General features: G+C 55.4%; 21 protein-coding genes. 17 read left to right on the top strand and 4 right to left on the bottom strand.

Annotated elements, in window-relative coordinates; translation table 11 throughout:
* Positions 1 to 156: 156 nt before the first annotated feature.
* The 10 genes from HUO07_RS00130 (at position 157) to HUO07_RS00175 (ending at position 13191) form a co-directional block, all read left to right on the top strand.
* On the top strand, positions 157 to 1668 hold the full coding sequence (locus HUO07_RS00130; RefSeq protein WP_176301863.1) for a CoA-acylating methylmalonate-semialdehyde dehydrogenase: 1512 nt from the start codon (positions 157 to 159) through the stop codon (positions 1666 to 1668).
* A gap of 20 nt (positions 1669 to 1688) precedes the next feature.
* A complete protein-coding gene (locus tag HUO07_RS00135; protein ID WP_176301864.1) occupies positions 1689 to 3371 on the top strand; it encodes a GMC family oxidoreductase in 1683 nt (560 codons plus the stop codon).
* Between the two features lie 219 nt (positions 3372 to 3590).
* A complete protein-coding gene (locus HUO07_RS00140) occupies positions 3591 to 3794 on the top strand; it encodes a cold-shock protein (RefSeq protein ID WP_008958127.1) in 204 nt (67 codons plus the stop codon).
* A 323-nt stretch (positions 3795 to 4117) separates the two neighbouring features.
* Positions 4118 to 5887 carry an SLC13 family permease gene (locus tag HUO07_RS00145; RefSeq protein WP_176301865.1) on the top strand — a complete coding sequence of 590 codons (1770 nt, stop codon included), beginning with the start codon at positions 4118 to 4120 and terminating at the stop codon, positions 5885 to 5887.
* Between the two features lie 109 nt (positions 5888 to 5996).
* Complete coding sequence (locus HUO07_RS00150) at positions 5997 to 6662, top strand: alpha/beta hydrolase (RefSeq protein WP_176301866.1); 666 nt, start codon at positions 5997 to 5999, stop codon at positions 6660 to 6662.
* A gap of 40 nt (positions 6663 to 6702) precedes the next feature.
* Positions 6703 to 7383, top strand: coding sequence for a hypothetical protein (locus HUO07_RS00155; protein ID WP_176301867.1), 681 nt, complete (start codon positions 6703 to 6705; stop codon positions 7381 to 7383).
* Positions 7380 to 8870 (top strand): complex I subunit 5 family protein, encoded by a 1491-nt coding sequence (locus HUO07_RS00160; protein WP_176301868.1) that lies wholly within the window; start codon positions 7380 to 7382, stop codon positions 8868 to 8870. Before HUO07_RS00155 ends, HUO07_RS00160 begins: the two co-directional genes overlap by 4 nt.
* Positions 8867 to 10372, top strand: a complete 1506-nt coding sequence (locus HUO07_RS00165; RefSeq protein WP_176301869.1) for a complex I subunit 5 family protein — start codon at positions 8867 to 8869, stop codon at positions 10370 to 10372. The genes HUO07_RS00160 and HUO07_RS00165 overlap by 4 nt, the downstream gene beginning before the upstream one ends.
* Positions 10369 to 12141 carry a proton-conducting transporter transmembrane domain-containing protein gene (locus HUO07_RS00170; RefSeq protein WP_176301870.1) on the top strand — a complete coding sequence of 591 codons (1773 nt, stop codon included), beginning with the start codon at positions 10369 to 10371 and terminating at the stop codon, positions 12139 to 12141. Before HUO07_RS00165 ends, HUO07_RS00170 begins: the two co-directional genes overlap by 4 nt.
* A 63-nt stretch (positions 12142 to 12204) precedes the next feature.
* Entirely contained in the window at positions 12205 to 13191 is a 987-nt protein-coding gene (locus tag HUO07_RS00175; RefSeq protein WP_008958120.1) for a YihY/virulence factor BrkB family protein, read from the top strand.
* Positions 13192 to 13263: 72 nt separating this feature from the next.
* On the opposite strand, the gene HUO07_RS00180 is transcribed toward HUO07_RS00175, so the two are convergent.
* Together HUO07_RS00180 and HUO07_RS00185 are read right to left on the bottom strand one after the other, a co-directional pair.
* A complete protein-coding gene (locus HUO07_RS00180; protein WP_176301871.1) occupies positions 13264 to 14673 on the bottom strand; it encodes a PhoH family protein in 1410 nt (469 codons plus the stop codon).
* Between the two features lie 206 nt (positions 14674 to 14879).
* A complete protein-coding gene (locus HUO07_RS00185; RefSeq protein ID WP_176301872.1) occupies positions 14880 to 15749 on the bottom strand; it encodes a LysR family transcriptional regulator in 870 nt (289 codons plus the stop codon).
* Positions 15750 to 15861: 112 nt separating this feature from the next.
* Between HUO07_RS00185 and HUO07_RS00190 the strand changes: the two genes are divergently transcribed.
* Positions 15862 to 16728 carry a cation diffusion facilitator family transporter gene (locus HUO07_RS00190; RefSeq protein WP_176301873.1) on the top strand — a complete coding sequence of 289 codons (867 nt, stop codon included), beginning with the start codon at positions 15862 to 15864 and terminating at the stop codon, positions 16726 to 16728.
* A 93-nt stretch (positions 16729 to 16821) separates the two neighbouring features.
* Here the strand turns inward: HUO07_RS00190 and HUO07_RS00195 are convergent, their stop codons facing one another.
* The gene (locus HUO07_RS00195; protein ID WP_008958114.1) at positions 16822 to 17007 is read right to left on the bottom strand and encodes a DUF3008 family protein; all 186 of its coding nucleotides are present in this window, start codon (positions 17005 to 17007) and stop codon (positions 16822 to 16824) included.
* 206 nt (positions 17008 to 17213) lie between these two features.
* On the opposite strand from HUO07_RS00195, the gene ybaK reads away from it, so the two are divergent.
* The 5 genes from ybaK to HUO07_RS00220 all read left to right on the top strand — a co-directional run bounded on the left by ybaK (position 17214) and on the right by HUO07_RS00220 (position 23151).
* Entirely contained in the window at positions 17214 to 17681 is a 468-nt protein-coding gene (gene ybaK / locus HUO07_RS00200) for a Cys-tRNA(Pro) deacylase (RefSeq protein ID WP_176301874.1), read from the top strand.
* Positions 17682 to 17779: 98 nt separating this feature from the next.
* Positions 17780 to 19213: an ATP-dependent RNA helicase DbpA gene (dbpA, locus tag HUO07_RS00205; RefSeq protein WP_176302054.1), complete on the top strand. Its 1434-nt coding sequence runs from the start codon at positions 17780 to 17782 to the stop codon at positions 19211 to 19213.
* A gap of 33 nt (positions 19214 to 19246) precedes the next feature.
* Complete coding sequence (locus HUO07_RS00210) at positions 19247 to 20125, top strand: PA4780 family RIO1-like protein kinase (protein WP_176301875.1); 879 nt, start codon at positions 19247 to 19249, stop codon at positions 20123 to 20125.
* Positions 20126 to 20220: 95 nt separating this feature from the next.
* Positions 20221 to 22107 carry an ABC transporter ATP-binding protein gene (locus HUO07_RS00215; RefSeq protein WP_176301876.1) on the top strand — a complete coding sequence of 629 codons (1887 nt, stop codon included), beginning with the start codon at positions 20221 to 20223 and terminating at the stop codon, positions 22105 to 22107.
* A 36-nt stretch (positions 22108 to 22143) separates the two neighbouring features.
* Positions 22144 to 23151, top strand: coding sequence for a zinc-dependent alcohol dehydrogenase family protein (locus HUO07_RS00220; RefSeq protein WP_176301877.1), 1008 nt, complete (start codon positions 22144 to 22146; stop codon positions 23149 to 23151).
* 83 nt (positions 23152 to 23234) lie between these two features.
* On the opposite strand, the gene HUO07_RS00225 is transcribed toward HUO07_RS00220, so the two are convergent.
* Positions 23235 to 23501: a hypothetical protein gene (locus HUO07_RS00225; RefSeq protein ID WP_176301878.1), complete on the bottom strand. Its 267-nt coding sequence runs from the start codon at positions 23499 to 23501 to the stop codon at positions 23235 to 23237.
* Positions 23502 to 23658: 157 nt separating this feature from the next.
* On the opposite strand from HUO07_RS00225, the gene HUO07_RS00230 reads away from it, so the two are divergent.
* A complete protein-coding gene (locus HUO07_RS00230; protein WP_176301879.1) occupies positions 23659 to 24807 on the top strand; it encodes a hypothetical protein in 1149 nt (382 codons plus the stop codon).
* Positions 24808 to 24841: the final 34 nt, after the last annotated feature.

Here is a 24841-nt window from a genome sequence, read left to right on the forward strand (position 1 = left end):
AACGCATGCCAATGATATTAGCAAAGCTTATAACTGGCTTTTAAATAACTCAATTGATCTGTTCCCAGCGCCCAGTAGGCTAGGCTAAACGCAGGCTCTTTTTCGTAAGCATTTAACATATGCTCTTAAAGCCACGCTCTTAAAATAGGTACTCCCATGACAACAACAGCGATTCAGCACTTTATTAATGGCCAGGTCACCGCTGGCGAGTCTTCAAACTCGCAGGACGTTTTTAACCCCGCCACCGGCCGCGTGACTGGCCGTGTATCGCTCGCTTCATCACAAGATGTGAACACCGCTGTCGAAGCGGCTCAAGCCGCCTTTCCGGCCTGGGCCGATACACCGCCCATTCGCCGTGCCCGAGTAATGTTCAAGTTTCTAGAGCTGTTAAATGTCCACAAAGACGAGCTAGCCGAAGCGATTACCAAGGAGCACGGCAAAGTGTTTACCGATGCCCAGGGGGAGGTCGCACGTGGTATTGATATTGTTGAATTCGCGTGCGGAATCCCCCAGTTGCTTAAGGGTGACTATACCGAGCAGGTGAGTACCGGCATCGATAACTGGACGATGCGCCAGCCATTAGGCGTGGTCGCTGGTATAACGCCATTTAATTTCCCGGCCATGGTGCCGATGTGGATGTTCCCACTAGCCATTGCGGCGGGTAATACGTTTATCTTGAAGCCAAGCCCGCTTGACCCAAGCGCCTCACTGTTGATGGCCGATCTGCTAAAGCAGGCGGGTCTGCCCGACGGCGTTTTCAACGTCGTCCAGGGCGACAAGGATTCGGTGGAAGCGCTGCTCGACCATCCGCACGTTAAGGCGTTGTCGTTTGTGGGTTCTACGCCGATTGCCAATTTGATCTACGAGCGCGGCGCGCGAAATGGCAAGCGTATTCAAGCACTCGGTGGGGCTAAAAATCACATGGTGGTGATGCCGGATGCCCACCTTGATAAAGCAGTCGATGCGCTGATCGGCGCCGCCTACGGCTCTGCCGGTGAGCGTTGCATGGCGATTAGCGTGGCGGTGTTGGTCGGCGACGTGGCGGATAAAGTCGTGCCGGCACTGGCTGAGCGGGCTAAAGCGCTAAAAGTTAAAGACGGTATGCAGCTTGATGCGGAAATGGGCCCCATTGTGACCCGCCAAGCCCACCAGCGGATTACCGGCTATATCGAAAAAGGCGTGGCGGAAGGCGCTGAACTGGTCGTCGATGGCCGCACCTTTGAGGCCTCAGCGGCGGGTGAGAGCTGCGCCGAAGGCTTTTGGATGGGTGGCACGCTGTTCGACAATGTCACCCCCGAGATGACGATCTATAAAGAGGAAATTTTTGGCCCGGTGCTGGTCTGTGTGCGGGTGCCGGATATTGCCACCGCGATCCAGTTGATTAACGATCACGAGTTTGGCAACGGCGTCAGTTGCTTCACTGAAAGCGGTACAGTGGCACGGGAGTTTGGCCGCCGTATTCAGGTCGGCATGGTGGGGATCAATGTGCCTATCCCGGTGCCGATGGCGTGGCACGGGTTTGGCGGCTGGAAGCGCTCCTTGTTTGGCGATACCCATGCGTACGGTGAAGAGGGCGTGCGTTTTTACACCAAGCAGAAATCAATTATGCAGCGCTGGTCGGACTCAATAGATGCCGGTGCTGAGTTCGTCATGCCGACCGCGAAGTAAGCCCAGCGGAGATAACAATAATGGCTCAACAACAATCACAAGCGGCGCCGAATGCGGGTTTAGAGTTTGACTATATCGTAGTGGGAGCAGGCACCGCCGGGTGCCTGCTGGCGAATCGGCTGAGTGCCAACCCCAGCCACCGTGTACTGCTGATAGAGGCGGGCGGGCGCGATAATTACCACTGGATTCATATTCCGGTGGGCTACCTCTACTGCATCAATAACCCGCGTACCGACTGGCTGTTTCGCACCGAGCCGGACAAGGGGCTTAATGGCCGCTCGTTGATCTATCCGCGGGGCAAGACGCTGGGCGGCTGTTCCAGCATCAATGGCATGATTTACATGCGTGGGCAGGCCCGGGATTACGATCACTGGGCTGAGGTGGCGGGCGACGATGCCTGGAGGTGGGAGAACTGCTTACCCGATTTCATCAAGCACGAAGATCACTATCGTCTTGACGGCGGCGGTGATGCCGATGCGAAGCATCGAGATTTCCACGGTCACGGCGGCGAATGGCGGATCGAAAAGCAGCGCCTCAAATGGCAAGTGTTGGATGATTTTGCCGAGGCTGCCGTCCAGGCAGGTATTCCACGTACCGAGGACTTTAACCGCGGCTCTAACGAAGGCGTGGCCTACTTTGAGGTTAATCAGCGCTCGGGCTGGCGCTGGAATACTGCTAAAGCGTTTTTGCGACCCGCGTTGAAGCGCGACAATTTAACGCTTTGGCACTCCACTCAGGTCAATCGACTGCTATTTGAAAAGCAGGGGGAGGCGCTGCGCTGCACGGGTGTGGAGGTAGAGCGGGATGGTCAGGTGCAGCGTGCCATGGTGAGCGGCGAGGTGGTGCTTTGCGCGGGGGCTATCGGTACACCGCATCTACTCCAGCTTTCCGGCGTGGGGTCGAGGGAATTGCTAAACGAACAGGGCGTTGAATTAGTGCATGAATTGCCTGGGGTGGGGGAGAACCTGCAGGATCATCTGCAGATTCGCTCGATATATAAAATCACCAATGGCAAAACCCTAAATGCCATCGCCAGCACCCTGTTGGGCAAAGCGGGGATTGGCTTGGAGTACCTGCTTAAGCGCTCTGGGCCAATGAGCATGGCACCTTCGCAGTTGGGCGCATTTACCCGCAGCTCGGCGGAGCAAACGTATCCCAATATTCAATACCATGTGCAACCGCTGAGCCTGGAGGCCTTTGGCCAACCACTGCACCCGTACCCGGCGATTACCGCTAGCGTGTGTAATTTAAATCCCACCAGTCGTGGCACGGTGCGGCTAAAAAGCAGTGACCCGCGCCAAGCACCGGCTATTTCGCCCAACTACCTGAGTTCACCTGAAGACCGCAAAGTAGCGGCGGACTCATTACGTGTGACACGGCGTATCGCCGAGCAGCCCGCGTTTGCCAGGTACGCTCCTGAAGAAGTGAAGCCCGGCGTTGAGTACCAAACCGATGACGAGCTAACCCGGTTGGCGGGTGATATAGGCACGACGATTTTTCACCCTGTTGGCACTGCCAAAATGGGCCGTGAAGATGACGCCATGGCGGTAGTCGATAGTCGGCTGCGAGTACATGGCATTAGTGGGCTCCGCGTGGCTGATGCGAGTATTATGCCAACGATTACCAGTGGCAATACCAACTCACCCACGCTGATGATTGCGGAGAAAGCAGCCGGTTGGCTCCTTGCTGAGCGCGCTCAATGATCGGCCAACATACCGTCACACGAGCCAGCATAGCCGTGATTATAAGTGTGTTGACGCGCACGTGGGTTAGGCGCAAAATGACGCCAGTTGGTTAGCAAGTCGAACGTTGTCAGCAGCATAGAAGCGCCTCAAGCGTTAAATCTGGTGAAAGTTTCTTGTTCTACCCACTGCACTTCGGGTATTTCCCGGATTTAATTAGCTACATCGAGGATTTCGATCATGGCAACTGGCACAGTTAAGTGGTTTAACGACACTAAAGGCTTCGGCTTCATTTCTCCTGACGACAATGGCGACGACCTGTTCGCGCATTTCTCTGAAATTCAGTCTGAAGGTTTCAAATCTCTGCAAGACGGCCAGAAGGTTTCCTTCGACGTCACCCAGGGTAAAAAAGGCCTTCAGGCTTCTAACATCAAAGTTGTTTAAGTTAATTCTTAAATATTGAGATGTTAGCAATCACCGCCTAGCGTTGATTGACCAAAGAACCTCGCCAAGTGCGGGGTTTTTTGTATTTATACGATTGAGTGCAACGATACCTACCTCACACCTCACACCTCACACCTCACACCTCACACCTCACACCTCACACCTCACACCTCACACCTCACACCTCACACCTCACACCTCACACCTCACACCTCACACCTGTATATTCCATTTTGTTCTTTAAGTGTTTCTAAAAATAACTTTTTAGAATATAAGGCTGGCCTCACAATACTACCCTGCTTATTTATTAGGATGTGGTGGTGATGTCGCTGGATGCTTGGATTGCCGTAGGAGTGGTGCTGACTATTTTCCCGCTAATGGCGTTCTCCCGCCTAGGCCCGGATATTATTCTGCTGGGGGCGGTGATTGTGTTGATGACGCTGGGCGTGATTGACCCGCAGCAGGCGCTGGGGGGCTTTTCGAATAGCGGCTTATTCACCGTTGCCTTTATGTATGTACTGGTGGCAAGCATTCGTGAAACCGGCGGTATCGATCTAATTATCCGCTATGTGCTTGGCCGCCCCCATAAAGAAAGCGGCGCGCTGGTACGCCTCTTGCTGCCCGTAGCAGCACTCAGCGCCTTCGTTAATAACACGCCTGTGGTCGCTACCTATCTTCCGGCCGTCATGAGCTGGAGCCGAAGGCTGCGTTTATCTCCACAGCGGTTGCTGATGCCGCTCAGTTTTGCGTCTATTCTAGGCGGCACGATTACTTTATTTGGTACCAGCACTAACTTAGTGGTGCATGGGCTGTTGCTGGAACGTTACCCCGAACTGGGGATGGGGCTGTTGGATTTAGCCTGGGTAGGTATTCCTGTGGCAGTGGTGGGGCTCGTTTATCTGATCGTACTGGGGCCACGTTTACTGCCTTCCCGGGAAGGGGTGGCCAATGCGTTTGCCAATCCCCGTGAGTTCACCATTGAAATGGAGGTCGACCCGGCGGGCGTATTGGTTGACCGCAGCGTTGAGGAAGCCGGGCTACGTCATTTGCAGGAGCTATTTCTGGTTGAAATAGAGCGCGCAGGCAACGTGGTTAGCGTGGTGGGTCCCGGCGAGCAGCTAAAAGGCGGCGACCGGCTGGTGTTTGCGGGCACCTCCGATGCGGCGGTGGAATTGCAGCAGATTCGTGGCCTGATTCCTTCTCGCGATGAAACCTCCAGTTTGGAAAAAGAGTTCAAGGAGCGCCGCTTGGTCGAAGCGGTGGTTTCTAATCAGTGCCAGTTTATTGGCCAGCGTATTCGCGACGGCCACTTTAGAACCTTGTATGGCGCGGCGGTGTTGGCGATCTGCCGAGGTGGCGAGCGCGTGAAAGGCAACCTGGGCCAAGTGCGGTTACAGCCTGCAGACGTTCTGCTGCTGGAAGCACGACCACCGTTTATTGAGCGTCATCGTCAGTCACGCGACTTTTTATTGATTAGCGAGCTGAATGGTGCCGCCCGGCCGATACACGAAAAAGCGCCACTCGCCTGGGGTCTTTTGTTAGGGGCTGTGTTGCTCGCCGCCCTGGGCGTGCTGAGTATGTTGAACGCCGCGATGTTGGGGGCGGCATTAGCGCTGTTGACGGGATGTTGCTCGGTGGGGGCGGCCAAACGTGGCCTTGATACCCCGGTGTTGTTAACCATTGCTGCTTCCTTTGGCGTGGGTGCCGCGCTGCAAAGCTCCGGCGCCGCTGAGGTCATTGCCGGTAGTTTGCTTACCTTAGTGGCGGGGAATCCTTTGCTACTGCTGATCGGCACTTACTGTGTGGTTGCGCTACTCACTGAACTGGTGACCAATAACGCCGCCGCAGTGATTATTTTTCCGGTGGTGATGAGCGCGGCAGAAAGCCTGGGCGTTAGCCCGATGCCTTATGTGGTGGCGGTGATGTTTGCTGCCTCAGCCAGCTTTTTAACGCCCATTGGGTATCAAACCAACCTGATGGTATATGGCCCTGGGGGCTATCGAGTGAGCGATTTTCTGCGTTTGGGGAGTGGTTTGAATATACTGACTGGGGCGATAGCGCTACTCTTGATCCCTTTGGTGTGGCCCTTTTAAGCGAAGTACGTCCTTTTTAATAGACGATGGCCATTTAAAGCGCTGGCCTGCTCGCTGTTAACGCAGGTTTGCGCTAGGGTGACGCTTTTTGGATAAGGAATACGATGTTATGACTGCTCCTGGCGAACTGATTATTGAACCGAAAGATGGTCAACCCGCCGATGCGTGTGTGTTTATTATTCACGGCTTAGGTGCGGACGGGCACGATTTTGAGCCGCTGGTACCCGCATTAGCGCTGCCTAAAGATTCGCATGTGCGCTTTATTATGCCCCATGCGCCACGCCTGCCGGTGACTATCAATGGCGGCATGGTCATGCCCGCTTGGTACGATATCCTTGCCATGGATTTGGGGCGCCGGGTAGATGAGAGCCAGCTTAAGAAATCTGCTGAACGCATCCAGGCGCTGATCCAAGAGCAGATCGACCAGGGTATCGATAACCAGCGCATTATTGTGGCGGGCTTTTCACAAGGGGGCGCCGTTGCCTATCACGCAGCGCTTACTTTCCCCGCACCGCTGGGCGGGCTGTTGGCTATGTCGACCTACTTTGCGACGGCCGACAATATTGAGTTAGCGGAAGCCAACCGCCAGATCCCGATCGAAGTTCAGCACGGTAATTTTGATCCGATTGTACCCGAGAGCCTGGGCCGCAGCGGCGCAGATCGCTTAAAAGCGCTGGGTTATGCAGTCAATTACCGTCAGTACCCAATGGCGCATGCACTCTGCCCGCAGCAGGTTAACGATATTGGAAAGTGGCTAAGTGCTCGTCTAAGCTGAGCGCCTATTCGTGACCGATGCAAGGACGTGACGTAAACGGATGTTAGCTTCCTTTGATGTAATAGAAGTGCTACTGGCGCTGTGCTTAACAGGGTCCGCTTTTGTGTGCCTGTTTGATCGTCACCTAGTCCGTGCCAGCTGTTTTTTTTTCGTCTTTGCAGGCGCAATGGTGCTGGCGTGGTTGAAGCTCGGCGCGCCATGGCTGGCGGCGTCCGAGCTACTGTTAGGTGTTTTACTGACAGGGCTGTGCTTCTTCTATGCACTGGGCCTCCTTTCTCCCGGCGCTTCCGCGCCTTTAAAGCACGATAAATTTAGCCATCCCTGGTCGCGGGTTGCGATGCGCGTGGTCTTGGCGCTGGCCTGGTTTGTCATGGTCGGCGCGGCAATTCGCTACGTGATTGGCGATATGATGTATTCACCTGCCGAGCACCCACTATTATTGGCCGGGGTGCTCATCGCCGCTCTTGCCCTGGCGGCGTTTGCCTTGCACCGGCATCTCTTCAGGCGTCTGCTGGCCTTTAATCTGCTTGGCTCCGGCGTTTTTATACTTTTGGCTGGCGTGGCGGGAACCTCAGCGGCTGCGCAAATGCTCATCAGTGTAGGGCTGTTGGTGGCGTGTCTTGGGACGATGCTTGGCGCTTTACTCATTCGCCAGCTGTTACATTTGGAAGGGGTCGAGGCGCTAGGGCGTGACGGTAAACCCCAGAGGAGCAAGGCATGACATGGCGCTTTGGCCTTTTCGATAGCACCTTTGCGCCGCTTGTCTCTACTCACTGGGCGTTGCTGGTGGCCCTGGTTTTTCCACTGTTGATGGGGGGATTGGCAGCATTATTTCCTCCTAAGCGCGCCTGGCCTGTCGTGTTGGCCAGCGTGCCGCTATTAGCCTCGGGTGGCGTGCTGTTAATAGCCTTTCAGGAGGCGGGCCTACTCGGTTGGCAGTGGGAAATAGCGGGGCTTATCTTATCGCTGCGCTTAAACGGGTTAAGCGTGCTATTACTGCTAACGACTCAGTGTATCGTCGTTGCCGCCGCGCTCTACACGCCTGGGCATTTTCGCTTAACCGAGCCTGGTCCTTTAGCGCGTTGGCTATGGCCGTTGATGGGCGTTGCGCTGAGCGCGCTGTCACTCATTTGGTTGGCCACCGACTTACTCACTCTTTATATCGCGTTAGAGCTAATGGGCCTGGCCGCGGTAGGCATGTTAATGCTATCCGGAAAGGCGCCAGCGTTGCTGGCGGGAATGCGCTATTTGTTATTGGCGTTAGTTGGGTCGCTCACGTATCTATTGGGGGTGGCACTGATTCTGGGCCAATGGGGCCGTTTGGATTTACAGGGCTTGGCTGAGGTCATAGAGCCGGGCCCGGTGGCTTGGTTCGCCGCTGCGCTCATAGGCGCTGGATTGGCTTTGAAAGCGGCGCTGTTTCCCTTGCACGCTTGGCTGACCCCCGTTCACGAAAATGCTTGGACGCCGGTTAGCGCGCTGCATGCCGGGCTGGTCATCAAAGCCTCTATGTTCATGCTGCTACAGCTATGGAGCATCCTTCTTCCGGATACGTTCTATGCTCCTCGCATCATTGCCTGGTTAGGCTTGCTGGCGATTGTATGGGGTGGGCTCCTGGCGTGGCGTACCGACTCGCTTAAAACCTTGGTTGCTTCGTCTACGGTCGCGCAGCTGGGCTATCTGATGGTGGCTTTCCCGCTGTTACTGGGGCCGGATATCGCGCCGTTACCGCGTGCCTTGGCTTGGGAAGGTTTTTGGCTGCAACTGGTGGGGCACGCCTTTGCCAAAGCGGCCATGTTTATGGCGGCTGGCAATCTGATATTGGCCACTGGGGAGCACACCCTTAAAGGATTGGCAGGCACCAGCCGCCGTTTGCCACTTTCGTTACTCGTGTTTGGCATTGCTTCGATTACCTTGATGGGCCTACCGCCCAGTTCTGGCTTCACCGCTAAATGGATGTTGCTTGAGGCCATGATCATCACCCAGCAGTGGTGGGCGGTGGCGGCACTATTAACCGGTACGCTGCTGACGGCGGCTTATGTATTTCGCATGTTTCGCTACTCTTTTGATGAGACGGCGCCGCGCCATCGTTATCAACCCCTCGCGCCAGGCATGGATTTAATTGCCATGTTGCTCGCCTTAACGGCTTTCGCACTTGGGCTATTGGCTCATTTCCCGCTGGAATTGATGCACGGAGGCAGCCCATGAACGCCGCATGGTTACCGTTAACCGCTTTGGCCACCTCCCTGCTGGTGGCCGTGACTATTTTCGCCCTGCCGGAAGAGGCCAGGCGGCTACGCACGACAATTAACATTGGCGCGGCGGTGGTGAAGATTATTCTGGTCACCCTGATGGTCAGGCGAGTGGCCGCCGGGCATGAAGACATTTTTAGTTTCCAGGTGATAGGCGGCCTTGATTTTGTGCTGCGCATTGATGCCTTGGGCGTGATGTTTGCGGGGTTATCGTCACTGCTTTGGCTCTGTACCACGATTTACGCCATTGGTTACTTGGAAGGCTCTGCCAATCGAAAGCGCTTCTTTGGCTTTTTTAGTCTTTGCGTGGCGAGCACTATCGGCATTGCGCTGGCTGATAATCTATTTACCTTTTTGATTTTCTACGAAATGTTGACGCTCTCCACTTATCCACTGGTGGTTCACCGGGGGACGGAGCAAGCGCTCAATGCGGGACGCGTCTATTTGCGCTACACGCTAAGCGCGGGAGTGGTATTGCTGCTGGGCGCGGTACTGCTGAATAACTTAACGGGTGATCAATCGTTCTCTTCTGAAGAGGGCTTGGGCGACTACTTAAATGATCATCGTGGCCTGCTAACGCTAATATTTATCCTGCTAGTCAGTGGGCTGGCGGTTAAGGCTGCCATGGTGCCGCTGCATGGCTGGCTGCCTAGGGCGATGGTGGCACCCGCCCCGGTCAGTGCGCTACTGCACGCGGTCGCGGTGGTGAAGGCAGGTGCCTTCGGGATTCTACGGGTCGTTTACGATCTGTATGGGATTGAGCTTAGCGTGGAGCTGGGCGTTATTACCGGGCTAGCGGTGGCGGCGTCTATTACGATTATTTATGGCTCGCTCAGGGCCATTGCCCAACAGGAGCTGAAGCCACTCCTGGCATTTTCTACGGTCAGCCAAGTCTCCTACGTCATTCTGGGAATAGGCATATTCGGCCCTTTTGGTACGGTCGGGGCGTTGGCACACTTGCTTCACCAAGGTTTAATGAAGGTTACGTTATTCTTCTGTGCGGGCAACTACGCCGAAGAGCTGGGCATTCATCGCATCGATGAAATGGACGGTGCCGGTAAACGCATGCCGTTGACCAGCATTGCGTTTACCATCGGCGCGTTAGGCATGATCGGACTTCCACCGGTTGCTGGGTTTATTACCAAATGGTATCTCGGCGTTGGCGCGATACAGGCTGAAATGTATTGGGTGGTCGCTGTGTTGGTGGCTAGCAGCACGCTTAATGCCATGTACTTTTTACCGATTTTGCATCGTCTTTGGTTTCGCCCAGGGCCTTCCCACGGCAAAGGCAGTTGGCCTCATGAACAGCGCTTAGGGCGTTTAGAAACCCATGGCTGGTTGCTGTGGCCAATGGTGTTCACTGCGCTGATAAGCCTTGGGGCCGGGCTGTTTGCAGGGCTCCCGTATAGTCCCCTGGATTGGGCAGCCCGGGTAGCAAGCGGGGAGTACCTGCCATGATAACGCTACTGCTTGCGTTGGCACTGCTGTGGCCTTTTGGCGTCATGGGTCATGCCGTGTGGCTCGCCTACCGCGCGCCCGAGGCACAGCGTGACTACTTTTCAGTGCTATGGCTAAGCGCCGCTTGGCCAGCGCTGTTATTGGCTTACGTTGGGGAAGCGCAGTGGACAATGGATGCCTGGATGCTAGGCGGGGAGTGGGAATTAAACTCGCTGAGCCGCCCATGGCTAGCGTTCACCGCACTACTCTGGAGTTTAGCAGCGGTACACGCGAGGGGATATTTTGCAGCGGAGCAGGCGCAAGCACAGCGAGGGGATCAAGACGCACAGCGACGCCTGCTGCGGCTGGCGCTGCTATGGCCGTTAACATTACTGGGTAATGTGCTGCTCATCATTGCCCAGGATATCGCCAGTTTCTATTTAGGCTTTGCAGTGATGACTTTTGCCGCCTACGCCCTGGTAGTGCACACCGGAACGCAAGAGGCACGCTTAGGCGCCAAGGCATACTTGATATTAGCGGTGCTGGGCGAAGGGCTAATTTTAGGCGGTTTCTTATGGTCGGCGGGAGCCGCCGACACGCTGATGCTGCAGGGGGTGCGCGAAAGCATTGTCAGCGCCGAGCACGGCGCGTGGATGGCTGCTTTGCTGTGCCTTGGCTTTGGTGTCAAAGCGGGTGTGATTGGCTTGCACGTATGGTTGCCATTGGCGCATCCGGCGGCGCCAGCACCTGCCAGTGCGGTGCTGAGTGGGGTGATGATTAAGGCGGGCTTACTGGGGTGGATCAGTGTGCTGCCGCTAAGCCACGCTCAGGTTTCAGGCGCTTTAGCCCAGTTTGGCCATTGGATGTTAGTGGCAGGGCTTGCAGCCGCCTTTGCGGCTGCTGTGTATGGGGTGTTTCAGCGCCATCCAAAAGCCGTGTTGGCTTATTCCAGTATCAGCCAGATGGGCATGATGACCGCATTGGTGGCCATGGGATTGGTGGCGCCAGATGTATGGCCGCTGCTATGGCCAGGGTTAGTCCTGTTTGCTGCTCATCATGCGCTTGCCAAAGGCTCGCTGTTTATGGGGACCAGCATCAGCGAACATCTCCCGCGCTGGCCGCAGCCGCTGGTATGGGCCTTGCTGGCATTGCCGGGTATCTCGCTGGCGGGCGCTATCGGCGCGGGCATGGTCAGTAAATGGGGAGTGAAAGCCCCGCTCTATGAAATGCATCATGAATCGTTGATCAAGCTGCTCAGTTGGGCTGCAGTTGGTACGGCAGCACTGGTGAGCGCTGCGCTTTGGCGACAGTGGCAGCAGCGCCATCAAGGAGGCAGTAACCGAGAGCAGTGGGGCGCCTGGTTAGTGGCCGTCATCGCCGCGCTGTTGACGCCGCTTTGGCTTCCCCTGCCTGCTGGCAGCATCGAGATGCCGCCACTGAAAGAGTGGCTGGGAATTATGTGGCCATTTCCGGTAGGGGTACTGTTCGCCGCGGTGGGGTGGTTACTAACGCGTCCGTTGACGGGTAAAACGCTTCCCGCGGGCGATCTATGGGGGTTCTATGCTTTTGTAGTTGGCGCGGTACTGGTGCCTATCCGAGCTTTTGGTCACTGCTGCGGCCGGCTGAAATCGGCAAGCGTGATAACTGCTCAAAAAGCGGAAGAGACGTTGATGGGCCATCTAACTCGGCTATTGTCGGGGGAGTCCTGGTTGCGTCACCATACTAGCGGTTTAATGATGATGCTTGCCGTACTGCTTGCGGCGCTACTGATGTGGGAAGGCCAGCGATGATACGTCTGTTAGAAAAAAGGTTGCCTGGAACGTACTCAAACAGGCTCTTATTAGGAGCACTCTGTGGGTAAACTTGCGCGCGGCCGCCGCGCGCTTGTGCCTGGCGATATACCGCAGCGTGGCTGGCACGATATTGCTTGGCGTGTGGTGCGCGCCGCGCGCCGTAATCGTATTACCATGCTGGCCGCTGGGGTGGCTTTCTATGCCTTATTGGCGCTGTTTCCGACCATCGCGGCGGTGATCTCACTCTGGGGATTGCTATTTGACCCCTACGAGGCAGGCCAACAGCTCTATGAGATCAGCCGCTTTATGCCGCCGGATGCTGCCGAGCTCATTGATCAACAGGCGCAGCAGGTGGTGGAGAGCGCGGAGTCAGGTAACTTTCTGGGTGCTCTGGTGGGGCTGCTGATTGCGATGTTTATTGCCTCTAAAGGGGTAGGGGTTTTGGTGATCGGGCTTAACGTGGTGTATGGCGAAACCGAAAAGCGCAGCCTTTTGCATCGTAGCACCGTACTGGTATCGCTGACCTTTGGCCTGATTATTATGACCCTGATTTCACTGGGTTTTATTGCGATAGTGCCCGCCGTGGTCAATAGCCTGGCGATCGATCCGCCGTTAAACAAAATTTTGCAGTGGCTGCGTTGGCCTGCGCTGCTGGTGATTATGAGTTTTCTTATCGCGCTGCTGTACCGCTACGCGCCCTATCGACGCTCTGCGCAGTGGAGCTGGCTAAGTTATGGCACGCTGCTGGCGACGGTGATGTGGCTGTTAGGCTCCGGCGGTCTTTCGCTTTATGTGCGCTATTTCTCTACCTTTAGCGAGCTTTATGGGTCGTTAGGGGCGGTAGTGGCGCTGATGCTATGGTTTTGGCTTTCCGCCTTTGTGGTGCTGTTCGGTGCGGAAGTGAACTGCGAAATGGAGCGTCAAACTTACAACGACACCACGATTGGCGAGGCGCGCCCGCTAGGCGAGCGCGAGGCATTTGCCGCGGATACTATCGGTACGCCTCGGCCATGGAAGGACGTAGATAGAGACGCCGATAGTGAATAAGTCAACGTAACCATAAGGCTTGTTGATGGCACCTTGCCTCCCGCCCCATACCAGCGGCGGGAGGCAGTTGGGTTAAAGCAGCTCTTCTGCCGCCAGTGCCAAGCGTGAGCGCTCAACGCTTTTCAGTGTGATGTGCCCTGCGTGGGGCCAATCTCGGAAGCGTTCCACCACCGCCGCCATGCCGCAGGTGTTAGCCGTGAGATACGGCGTATCGATTTGCCCAACGTTGCCCAAACAGACAATCTTCGTATTGCGTCCTGCCCGGGTAACTAGCGATTTGAGCTGTTTGGGGGTGAAGTTTTGCGCCTCGTCAATGATTAAGAAAGTGTCGTTTAAAGTGCGGCCGCGCATAAAGCTTGGCGAGCGTATCTGTACCCGTGAGCCAATCAACTGCCGCGTGGCGCCATTGTCCCAGCTTGATTCCCCCTCTTCATTGCGCAACAGGTTATCCATATTGTCGTGGAAGGCGCCCATCCACGGCGACATCTTCTCCTCTTCGGTGCCGGGTAGAAAGCCAATATCTTCACCCATCGGAATCGGCGCGCGGGTAAACACAATGCGCTCAAACAGCTTGGCATCCAGCGTCTGCTGAAAGGCGGCCGCCAGGGTCATAAAGGTTTTACCGGTACCGGCATTACCCGCAATGGTCACCAGATCAATATCGGGGTCCATGAGGAGGTTTAAGGTGAAATTTTGTCGGCTGTCGTGGGCATGCACACCCCAAACGCCCGCGTGATGACGATAATTAGTTAGCAGTTGCAGGCGAGCCGAGGAAGGGCCCAGTTCGCGAACGATTGCCTCAAATTCGGCGCCGTTTTCGCTATCCGAGACCAGCATGCCAACGTGCCATTGGCGGGGCATGTTGCCAGTGAGCTGATAGAACGTGTGATGGCCAACACGCTCAACGGTCACATCAACATTCAGCGTTTCCCAGAGTGCCGCGCCACCATGGCCCGCAGAAGCGTAGACCTGGGCGCCCTCGATCATGGCGTCGCTGTCGGAGAAAGCACGATCGTTAAGGTAATCCTCGACCGGCACCTTCAATGCGGCGGCTTTAACACGAAGATTAATATCTTTGGTGACTAGGATGACGGAGGCGTCAGGGCGCTCTTCGCGTAGGCGGCAGGTCTCCGCCAGTATGCGGTTGTCAGGGCTATCATCGAGTGAGTCAAAGAGCTTTAAGTCGTTATAGCATAAGAAGTGCAGGCGTCCTGTTTCGCCGCTGATTCGAGGAATGGGAATGCCGCGTTGAATCTCGTCAAAAGTGACTTGGCTAGTAAGGTCAGAGAGCGTACGGCTGATTTGGCGAGCCGTGCGAGCGATTTCACGAACACCGTTTTTGTGTTTATCAAGTTCCTCCAGCACTGTCATGGGGATAACGACATCGTGCTCATCAAAGTGATAAAGCGCGGTGGGGTCATGAATGAGGACATTGGTGTCCAACACATATAGCCGAGTGGCTTTCTTATCGAGTCGTACCATCGTTGGAAGTACTCCTTGGTTGACGGCAACTTCGACACTGGCAGGTGCGTATTACGCCTGGATGACACTTGCCTGTGTCCCTCACGTGGCGTGTCCTGGCGGCTCCTTATTTAGCTATTTTTAATAGCGTGGAAGGCTTTGGTGTTTTTCGCCACAAAAAAGATTTCAACGATATGTCAGCCGGTTCTGTGTACTAGTTCTGTGTATTAGTTCTGGGAGGCTAAGAAGTGTGCCACCTTCGTCAATAAGGCAGTGGCAACCACGCCGCGGTTGTCGCTCTCAACGTAGCGGTAGTAGTGACTATCTAACGCAAGGTCATGGTTAAGCGTGCACAGTGTGCCCGTCTCCAGGGCACCTTTAACCAGCGGGTAAGGCAGTAGCGCCCAACCGGTAGCGTTGATAACCGCGTCACGAATCACTTCAAACATGGTCAACCCCAGGTAGTTACCTGAAAACAACGCTTCGCTGATCAGCTTGTCATCCTGTACGTGGGTCAAACACACTTGGGTGTACTGGGCTAAGTCGTCGCGGTTTACGCTAGGCAAGCGACTGAGCGGGTGTTTAGGCGCGGCCACTAAACGCATACTGACGGGAGCAAGATTGGCTGCATTGGCGTCAATGCCTTCGGCGGTATACAGGCCGAAGGCAATATCCACCGTTTGGCGCTGCACAAACTGGGTATGCTCCTGGGGAGGCACCAAATATACCGAGATCGCGGTGAGCGGAAACTGCTGTTTTAGGTCATGCATCACCTGGCGCCAAAAAACTTCAGGCAAAGCGTCATCGCGGGCAATGCAGAGTTGGCTTTCAACGCCCTGCAAATGTTGGTGGCAGTGCTTTTTGATCCGGCTGGCGCTGGTCAGTAACCGGTAGCAGTCGGGCAGCACACTATCGCCCACGGCGGTCAGCGTAAGGCTATTGCCAGAGCGCTCAAATAACGCCACACCCAGGCTGTCCTCTAACGCATTAACCGCAGCACTTAGGGTGCTCCGCTTGAGGCCGGTATGTCGGGCCGCGGCGGCGAAAGAGCCGTGTTCCGTGACATCGATAAAAGCCTGTACTTGTTCTGAACGCATAGCTGCCTCTTTCGCTTTGAGTGCCAGTAAACTTGGCACTCAGCGATTCGTGATTGTCATAATGCTTCACTATTATGGCGCACAATTGTCCAAATGTGATGGAGTTATCCGCGTGACCCCCTTTGTTGCCGAGCGCCGTGCGCTAAAATTCTCAGCCATTTCAGCTAGCCTGTTTGCGTTCACCGGGTTAGCGCTAGGGCTTACCAGTGGTTCAATAACGATCTTGTTTGATAGTGGCTATTCGCTATTAAGCTTGGTGTTAGCATCGCTGTCGCTCTATGCCCTCAAGCAGGCGCGCAAACCAGCGGATGATCACTACCCCTTTGGGCGGCTGACGGTGGAGCCGCTTGCGGTGCTGCTCAAAGGCGTAGTGATCGCTATGGTGTGTATCGTATCGTTGGTGTCTGCGCTTTGGAGCCTGCTTGAGGGTGGCCGTTTAGTAACGCTGGATTTGGCGCTGATGTTTGGCGTGGCCAACGTAACAGGCTGTTTATTAACCTGGTGGTGGCTGGCGCGCTACGCCCGGGTTGCGCGCTCCTCGCTGTTAGCCGCCGAGTTACGTCAGTGGCAGATGGATACCTGGCTGAGTGCTGCTGTCATGCTCGGATTTGGGCTTACTTGGGTGTTGACCCAATCGCCCTGGGCCAGCTATGCGCGCTTTGCCGACCCGGTGATGGTGTTGATCATTGCAGGCTATTTCTTGCCTATGCCTATTCGCATGGTGAAGGGGGCATTACGTGAGCTTATGTTTGGTGGCTCATGCAGCAGCGTGCGCGAAAACGTAGTGGAAGATGTCGCTGATTTTGATGTCACCGCCGACGATGTGAGGCTTGCCCAGGTAGGCAGTTTTCTCATGGTGGATATTCAACTCGATAAGCAGCAGTTCAACGACGCCCAAGAGATTGTCGATAGTGTCGAGCAGCGTTGTAAGCGGCTAAATCTGCGCCCAGTCACCAGTCTGACACTGGTCGCTGGCTAAGGTGTACGAAAAAGATTGACGTTCTGTTTAAGGCAATGCTAAAAAACGCCAGCTTAACGAAGCTGGCGTTTTTGTTGGTCAGCAAGCGGTTGATTAATCGTCTTTCTTTTGCGGCTTACCTTCACGCTTTGTACTCGCGAACTCTTCTAGTTCCTCCTCACTCATCGAGTCATACATCTCTTTAGAAGAACCATAAAGTTCACTCGGCTTGGTTTCTCCGCGCTTAGCGGAAAGGGCCGCACCTGCCGCTTTCTGCTGTGCTTTAGAGGTTGCTGGCATTGTTGGACTCCTTTCAGTTAGCTTCCTTTTATCGACTGCACTGTTGAGCATAGTAGCTGGGGCGCAGCTTTCCAGAAGCATCAATCAAATCTTCCACCTGTTCTAATCGGTTGACTTTCTTTTACCTGTCGCGCTATTAACCTAAAGGGCGAAATGCGCCCCACAGTAAAATCCTTAGCATCAACGCTGTTAACCAAGAGAGCGACATGACACCGGCTATTAATAGCGCAAAACACGCAGGCTTTGCCTTTCAGCTTCATGAGTATGAGCACGATGCCTCCGCGCACTCCTATGGGTTGGAAGCGGCGGAAAAGCTGGGCGTAGCGGTTGAGCAGGTATTTAAAACGTTAGTTGTGAAGCTGGATGGTAAGCAGCTGGCAGTGGGCATTGTACCGGTGAATTGCCAGTTAGGCTTAAAACAGATCGCCAAGGCTGCCGGGGCGAAGAAAGCAACGATGGCGCAACCCGACGAGGTAGAACGCACTACTGGTTATGTATTGGGAGGCGTGAGCCCGCTGGGGCAAAAGAGGCGGCTGGCGACGTTTATCGATAACTCCGCAGAAAACTTTGCCAATATTTATGTCAGTGCCGGGCGCCGAGGGCTCGAGATTGAGCTCTCGCCACGGGATCTAGCCACCTTGAGCCAGGCCACTTTTGTTCCTCTGGCAACGTAATGTCGATGTGATGGCGGCGCAGGCCGAAGCACTTTCTGGTATGGTGCCGTTACGTTTGTGCGTCACTTGCCCTCCAGGGGGCGCACGCTGTGTTTCCGATGGCCGCCCATGTGTGGCCCAAGCAAGGTAATATCGTGTCTGACTCCTCTTTCTCCTCGTTAGCGTTGCCGCAAGCTTTGCTGAGCAACCTTGCGTCCCTTGGCTACCATGAAATGTCGCCAGTGCAAGCTGAAAGCCTGCCGCCTATGCTGGCCGGGCGCGATGTGCTGGCGCAGGCGAAAACCGGCTCAGGTAAAACGGCGGCCTTTGGCTTAGCGCTGCTGGCTAAATTGAAAGTAGAGAGCTTTGCGGTGCAAGGCTTAGTGCTGTGCCCCACTCGTGAGCTCGCTGACCAAGTGGCAGAAGAATTGCGCCGTTTGGCTCGTGGCATGGCTAATGTCAAGATACTGACCCTTTGCGGGGGCGCACCGTTTGGCCCTCAGCTTGGCTCTTTAGAGCATGGTGCGCACATCGTCGTGGGCACACCAGGGCGTGTTGACGAGCATTTGCGCAAAGGATCGCTGACCCTTGATTCGCTCTCGATTTTGGTGCTGGATGAAGCCGACCGCATGCTGGATATGGGGTTTCAGGCCACCATCGATGACATCATTGCCGACACCCCAACTGACCGCCAAACGCTACTGTTCAGCGCGACGTTCCCCGATGAGCAGTCATCGGGCGGTCTAACGGTGATGACCCGTGGCGTGATGCGTGAGCCGGTGATGGTGAAAATCGCCGAAGTGCATGATGCCACTACGATTCAACAGCACTTTTATAGCGTCGCCGATGAAGACGCTCGATTTGACGCCCTGCGTCAGCTACTGCTGGTCTACCGGCCTGCCACCAGTGTGGTGTTCTGCAACACCAAACGCGAAACCCAGGCAGTGGCTGAGCAGCTAACCGATGCCGGGTTTAGCGCCGTGGCGCTCAATGGCGATTTAGAGCAGAAAGATCGCGACCGTATATTGGTTCTGTTTGCTAACCAGAGTGCCTCTATTCTGGTGGCCACCGACGTGGCCGCCCGCGGCTTGGATATTGCCCAACTGGACGCCGTTTTCAATTACCAGATTGCCCGCGAGCTGGATGTCCACGTGCACCGGGTGGGGCGTACAGGGCGTGCCGGGGCTAGCGGTATTGCCTGTACGTTAGTGACGCCTAAAGAGAGTTACCGGCTGGAGCGGCTAGAAGGCTTGCTGGAGCAACCTATTGCCACCGAGCCTTTGCCTAAACCCCAGCACTCAGTGCCGTTTGAGCCTCTGATGGCGACGTTACAATTAGCCGGTGGTAAGAAAGATAAACTGCGCCCCGGTGACATTCTTGGCGCGCTGACCAGCGAAGGCGGGTTGCGTGGTAACCAAGTGGGCAAGATTAAAGTGCTGGCGCGCAGTGCCTATGTGGCCGTTGAGCGTGATGTAGTTCAGCAGGCTCAGGCCAAACTCGAGCGTGATAAATTAAAAGGGCGGGCTTTCCGTGTTCGCCGTATCCGTTATTGAACGCGTACCAAAGAGGAGCCGACGCAGCTAACCATGAAAATCCCTAAGCGATTACAGCCGCTGGTCGATGATGGAATGATCGACGAGGTGCTGGTGCAGTTAATGAGCGGTAAAGAGGCGCAGGTCTACGTGGTGCGCTGCGGTGAAGAAGTGCGCTGTGCCAAAGTGTTTAAAGAGGCCAAGCAGCGCAGCTTTAAACAGGCTGTTCAGTACCAAGAAGGGCGTAAAGAGCGCAACAGCCGCCGTTCCCGGGCAATGGCCAAAAAAACCCGTTACGGCCAAAAAGAGCAGGAGCAGGCATGGCTCAACGCCGAAGTCGATGCTCTTTATCGCCTTGCCTCTGCAGGAGTACGGGTGCCCGAGCCCCACGGTTTTGTCGACGGTGTGCTGTTGATGGAAATGATCAGCGATGCCGAAGGCAATGTGGCACCGCGCTTGGACGAAGTGACGCTAACGCCAGAGCAGGCTGAGACCTACTACGCCAAAGTCATTCAAGACGTGGTTAGGATGCTGTGCGCAGGTTTGATTCACGGCGATTTGTCGGAATTTAATGTGCTGGTCGATGCCTCGGGCCCGGTGATTATCGATTTACCCCAGGCCGTTGACGCCGCCGGTAATAACAGCGCGGCCGCCATGCTCTATCGCGATGTCGATAACATGCGAGATTATTTCGGTAAGTACGCGCCAGCGCTGCTGAATACCGAATATGGCAGAGAGATGTGGGCGCTGTATGAAACCGGCGAACTGCATCCGGATAGCAAGCTCACCGGCCACTTCGATGCTGACACCCATATTGCTAACGTCGATGAGCTGATGGAAGTCATCGACGATGCCAAAGAGGAAGAAGCGGAACGTCAGGCTCGTATGCGTGACGATGATGACGATGAAGGTGAAATTCCGCAGCCTTATTAACGTTTCAGCTTATGTTGTAGCGCATTTTTTCCGCTTCCCTGTCAGGGTATCGGCGCTGTAGGCAATGTTACCCGCGTTCTTCACAAGGAAAATATATGCTGTCGCGTGTTTTACAGCCGCTATTTCGTTACTTCGAAACGCGGGTTGATCCCTATCCAGAAGGCAACGTTGAAACGCCGCCTAAAGGCTTAATGCCGTTTATTGTGCACTTTTCCCGTCCGATGTTGCCGCTGTTACTGCTAATGACGCTGTTCACGGCGCTGGTATCGGCGGCTGAAGTGGTTTTCTTCAGCTACATGGGTCAACTGGTCGATTGGCTAGGCAACGTTGAACGTGCAGGCTTTTGGGCTGAAAACGGCCTGTGGCTTGCTGGCCTGGGGCTATTGCTGTTGATCGGCTTGCCGCTGTTGGTACTGATGCAGTCACTGGTCACCCATCAGAGTATTTTCGGCAACTACCCGATGATCGGCCGCTGGCTATCACACCGCCATATGCTTAGCCAGAGCCTGGCATTTTATCAAGACGAATTTGCCGGGCGAGTGTCGCAAAAGGTGATGCAAACGGCGCTGGCGATCCGCGAGACCGTCACCAAGGTGATGGATCTATTGGTCTACGCCGTCGTCTATTTCACTGGCGCGGCCTACCTGCTGGGCCGGGCGGATCTGTTGCTGCTGATCCCTCTGGGCTTATGGCTGGTGGGCTACCTGGCGATCATGCGTTACTTTGTGCCGCGCCTGCGAGATGTCTCCATGGCCCAGGCGGACGCCCGCGCCCAGATGACCGGCCGCGTGGTGGACAGCTACAGCAATATCCAAACCATCAAGCTGTTTGCCGACACCGAGCGCGAGCAGCGCTACGCCAAAGACGCGATGGAAGGCTTTATGGTCACCGTTCACCGCCAGATGCGCTTGGTGACGATCATGAGCGTGGGTTTGACGCTGCTCAACACGGCGCTGTTGGTAGGTACGGCGGCCATGGCGATCAGCGCCTGGTACACAGAGGCGATTTCCCTGGGCGTTTTGGCGATTGCCATCGCGCTGGTGATGCGTATCCGCTTTATGTCTGACTGGATCTTATGGGAAGTCGCTGGCCTGTTTGAAAATATCGGCACGGTTCAGGATGGTATGAACACCATTGCCCAGGAGCCAACGGTGCGTGACGCTCCCGGCGCCCAACCGCTAAACGTGCCCGATGGGGAGATACGGTTTGACGCCATGCGCTTTGGTTATGCCCAGGCGAAAGGCGAAAGCAAAACGGTATTTGATGGCTTGGATCTTACCATTGCCCCTGGCGAGAAAATCGGTTTGATCGGCCGCTCGGGTGCCGGTAAATCGACCCTCGCCAATCTGCTGCTGCGTTTCTACGATGTGCAGGGTGGGCGCATTCTGATTGATGGTCAGAACATTGCCGACGTGACTCAAACCTCCTTGCGCCACCAGATTGGTATGGTGACCCAAGACACGTCGCTTCTGCACCGCTCGCTGCGCGATAACATTCGTTACGGCAGCCCTCACGCCAGCGATGAAGATGTCTGGAATGCCGTACGCCGGGCCCATGCGGATACCTTTATCGACGAACTGGTCGACCCGAAAGGGCGCCGCGGTTTAGATGCCCACGTGGGTGAGCGGGGCGTGAAGCTATCCGGCGGCCAGCGCCAGCGCATCGCGATTGCTCGGGTTCTGCTCAAAAATGCGCCGATCCTGGTGTTGGACGAGGCGACCTCAGCGCTGGATTCAGAAGTCGAAGCGGCGATCCAAGAGCAGCTGGATACGCTGATGGAAGGTAAAACGGTCATCGCCATTGCCCACCGCCTTTCTACCATCGCCATGCTTGACCGGCTGATTGTGGTGGACGAGGGCCGCATCGTCGAAACCGGCACGCATCAGGCGCTGCTGGCGAAAAACGGTATTTATGCCAGCTTGTGGCAGCGGCAGTCCGGTGGGTTTCTTGGGCTTGATGTTGAGGGCAGTAGCCCCAATTGATAATAGTTACATACACGCTTGTATAGTGAGGTAACGATGAAAGCGATCAACCTTAAGCAGCCCGGCGGTTTAGACACACTAGGCGTCGTTGAGCTAGCGGCGCCAGGGGAGCCTGGCCCCGGTGAAATTAAAGTACGCCTGCACGCCAGCTCACTGAACTTCCATGACTACGCTGTGGTTGCCGGGATGATTCCGACAGAAGAGAATCGCATTCCTATGTCAGACGGCGCAGGCGTGGTCGAGGCTGTTGGCGAAGGTGTGAGCGAGTTTGCCGTCGGCGATCACGTGGTCTCTACCTTCTTTCCCCACTGGTTGGAAGGCCCGGCAAGAGTGGGCGATTTTCGCACCACGCCGGGCGACGGCGTAGAGGGCTATGCCCGTGAACAGGTAGTGCGCCCGTTCGAGTGGTTTACTCATCAGCCCAAAGGCTACAGCCACGCTGAGTCAGCTACCTTAACGACCGCGGGATTAACCGCTTGGCGCGCGCTGGTTGTCGATGGTGGTATTAAAGCAGGCGATAGCGTGCTGGTGCTGGGCACCGGCGGTGTATCGATTTTTGCCCTGCAGTTTGCCCGCCTGATGGGCGCGCGGGTCATTGCGACGTCATCTTCCAACGAAAAGCTGGCGCGGCTTCGTGAAATGGGTGCTGAGCACACCATCAATTATAAAGAGACGCCAGATTGGGGTAAGCGCGTAAAAGAGCTGACCAACGGCGAAGGTGTTGATCACGTTGTTGAGATAGGCGGTTCTGGCACGTTGCCGCAGTCCATTGACGCGGTGAAAATCGGTGGGCATATCGCCTTGATTGGTATTCTCACTGGCCGTGAAGGTGAAGTGCCAACGGCTAAGCTAATGGCCAAACAGGCGAGTTTAAAAGGTTTGATTGTGGGTAGTCGCCGCGATCAGATCGAGATGATTCGCGCGCTGGAAACGTTTGATATGCATCCAGTGATCGATCGCGAATTCCCGCTCGCTGAAATCGCTGACGCTTTTCGCCATCAGGAATCAGGCAAGCACTTCGGCAAGATCTGCCTGACTTTTTAAGCCAGTTGGCATAGTTATCCCTACTAGAGCTTAGTCTGAAAGCTTGCACGCCTTGGTTAACTTACGGGCGTGCAAGGTTAGGATTAATCTGGCAATCGACTGTAAACAACGCCCTTAACCTCTAGCTCCAGTATATCGTCATAAGGAACGGTAATCCCTTCCACATCACCTGGCGTGCGGTGGCTATTTTTAATCTCGGTTTCTGGAATTACTTTCACGCCCAACAAGCCGACATGCTGAATTCTGGCACTGAATCGATTGCCTTCATGCTCGATCAATAGCCGCTCACCCGCGATGCATTTTTCTAATTTGGCGTGTAGCTCTTCTTCGCTGACATGAACAACACTCATCGCTTTCTCCTTTAGCTGTTGCCTACGACATCCGTCCTGTAAGAGCGTTAAATACTACTGTTAACGACTTTATTTTAGACTATAAGTTCGGTGATGAGGTTAGCCTTTAGGAATGCCGTGCTAAAGTGCTGGTATTTCTAGCGACAGGAATAGGTACATGGGGGAGCACCCATCATCAGCCGACACGCCATTATGGGAAGTCGTTGAGCTTGATCAATTTCATACCCCCGAGCAGACCCAGGCCAGCCAGTGGCGACGTTCATTACGTTCGGTGTCAACATGGCTAGTGGGCAAGAACGCCGCCGAACAGCAAGTGAAAGAAGAGAGCGAGCTACACGCGCTACCTGAGGTTCGGCTGGCGCATTTAGTGCCGCCAATCGATTGGTCGTTTGCAGCTAAGGCGTTAGCGCAACAGCTTGAAAGCTGCCAAGCACCGGTCACCTTTTTTATTGCCCCACCTCATGGCGGCCATACAGCGGTGGTTAGGCAGTGGGCGGAAGAGCACCAGGTTGCCTGTTTACCGCCCCCCACGCTTAACGAACTCGCCAAGGGGGGCACTGAGTGGGTAGAGCGCTGCGTCAATCAGCAAAAGTGGGCAGTACCGGCCTTAGAGCGTCACTTTTTACGCCACACCCAAGGAATTCAGGGTATTCGTGAGTTTCTTGAACGCGCTTTAAGCGGCCGCCTGGGGCAGGGCGTGATTGGCTGTGATAGCTGGGCCTATGCGTATCTTCAGCAGGTGATCGGAATTAATGGCGCGCCGGTATTTACCCTGCAATCGATGGAGGGCGAACAGCTGTCACGCTACTTTGCGGCGTTGGCGACTCATGAAGGGCAGCCTCCAGCGGTTTACAGTACGCGAACCGGCAAGCAGGTATTGTCTGATTCAGCATCTGAGCAAAACGGTAAAGCGCCTAATAAAGAGCTCCAGCGCTTAGCGGCTCACTGCCGTGGTCATGTAGGACTTGCATGGCACTACTGGCGTAAGCGGCTGCGTGAGCCAAACGCAGACGATGAAGATGCCCTATGGCTGGTGGATGCCCTTGCCGAGGCGGAGCTTTCCGCAAACACCGGGGATATTGCCACACTGGTACTGCATGCGTTACTGGTTCATGGCGGCCTTGATGACCACGCTCTAGGAGATGTGCTGCCGTTCTCACACCATGAAGCACTGAATGCCCGTTTAGCCCTGCAACGCAAAGGCATTATTTTAAGTTGCGAAGGGCGCTGGCAGGTCGCACCGCTAAGCTACGCGAGCGTTCGTCAGTTATTGGAATCTCGTAATTATCTGGTCGACCCTCTTTAAGCAGCCCTTCTCGATAGGCCCACGGAGGGCATTC

This window comes from Vreelandella maris, from assembly GCF_013371085.1.
Classification (GTDB): Bacteria; Pseudomonadota; Gammaproteobacteria; order Pseudomonadales; family Halomonadaceae; genus Vreelandella; species Vreelandella maris.

Coding starts and splice junctions, on each gene's coding strand:
- HUO07_RS00130 (WP_176301863.1), top strand. CDS start 157: ATGACAACAACAGCGATTCAGCACTTTATTAATGGCCAGGTCACCGCT.
- HUO07_RS00180 (WP_176301871.1), bottom strand. CDS start 14,673: ATGGTACGACTCGATAAGAAAGCCACTCGGCTATATGTGTTGGACACC.
- HUO07_RS00215 (WP_176301876.1), top strand. CDS start 20,221: ATGCTGTCGCGTGTTTTACAGCCGCTATTTCGTTACTTCGAAACGCGG.
- HUO07_RS00185 (WP_176301872.1), bottom strand. CDS start 15,749: ATGCGTTCAGAACAAGTACAGGCTTTTATCGATGTCACGGAACACGGC.
- ybaK (WP_176301874.1), top strand. CDS start 17,214: ATGACACCGGCTATTAATAGCGCAAAACACGCAGGCTTTGCCTTTCAG.
- HUO07_RS00160 (WP_176301868.1), top strand. CDS start 7,380: ATGACATGGCGCTTTGGCCTTTTCGATAGCACCTTTGCGCCGCTTGTC.
- HUO07_RS00170 (WP_176301870.1), top strand. CDS start 10,369: ATGATAACGCTACTGCTTGCGTTGGCACTGCTGTGGCCTTTTGGCGTC.
- HUO07_RS00135 (WP_176301864.1), top strand. CDS start 1,689: ATGGCTCAACAACAATCACAAGCGGCGCCGAATGCGGGTTTAGAGTTT.
- HUO07_RS00150 (WP_176301866.1), top strand. CDS start 5,997: ATGACTGCTCCTGGCGAACTGATTATTGAACCGAAAGATGGTCAACCC.
- HUO07_RS00225 (WP_176301878.1), bottom strand. CDS start 23,501: ATGAGTGTTGTTCATGTCAGCGAAGAAGAGCTACACGCCAAATTAGAA.
- HUO07_RS00165 (WP_176301869.1), top strand. CDS start 8,867: ATGAACGCCGCATGGTTACCGTTAACCGCTTTGGCCACCTCCCTGCTG.
- dbpA (WP_176302054.1), top strand. CDS start 17,780: ATGGCCGCCCATGTGTGGCCCAAGCAAGGTAATATCGTGTCTGACTCC.
- HUO07_RS00230 (WP_176301879.1), top strand. CDS start 23,659: ATGGGGGAGCACCCATCATCAGCCGACACGCCATTATGGGAAGTCGTT.
- HUO07_RS00140 (WP_008958127.1), top strand. CDS start 3,591: ATGGCAACTGGCACAGTTAAGTGGTTTAACGACACTAAAGGCTTCGGC.
- HUO07_RS00220 (WP_176301877.1), top strand. CDS start 22,144: ATGAAAGCGATCAACCTTAAGCAGCCCGGCGGTTTAGACACACTAGGC.
- HUO07_RS00210 (WP_176301875.1), top strand. CDS start 19,247: ATGAAAATCCCTAAGCGATTACAGCCGCTGGTCGATGATGGAATGATC.
- HUO07_RS00145 (WP_176301865.1), top strand. CDS start 4,118: ATGTCGCTGGATGCTTGGATTGCCGTAGGAGTGGTGCTGACTATTTTC.
- HUO07_RS00195 (WP_008958114.1), bottom strand. CDS start 17,007: ATGCCAGCAACCTCTAAAGCACAGCAGAAAGCGGCAGGTGCGGCCCTT.
- HUO07_RS00155 (WP_176301867.1), top strand. CDS start 6,703: ATGTTAGCTTCCTTTGATGTAATAGAAGTGCTACTGGCGCTGTGCTTA.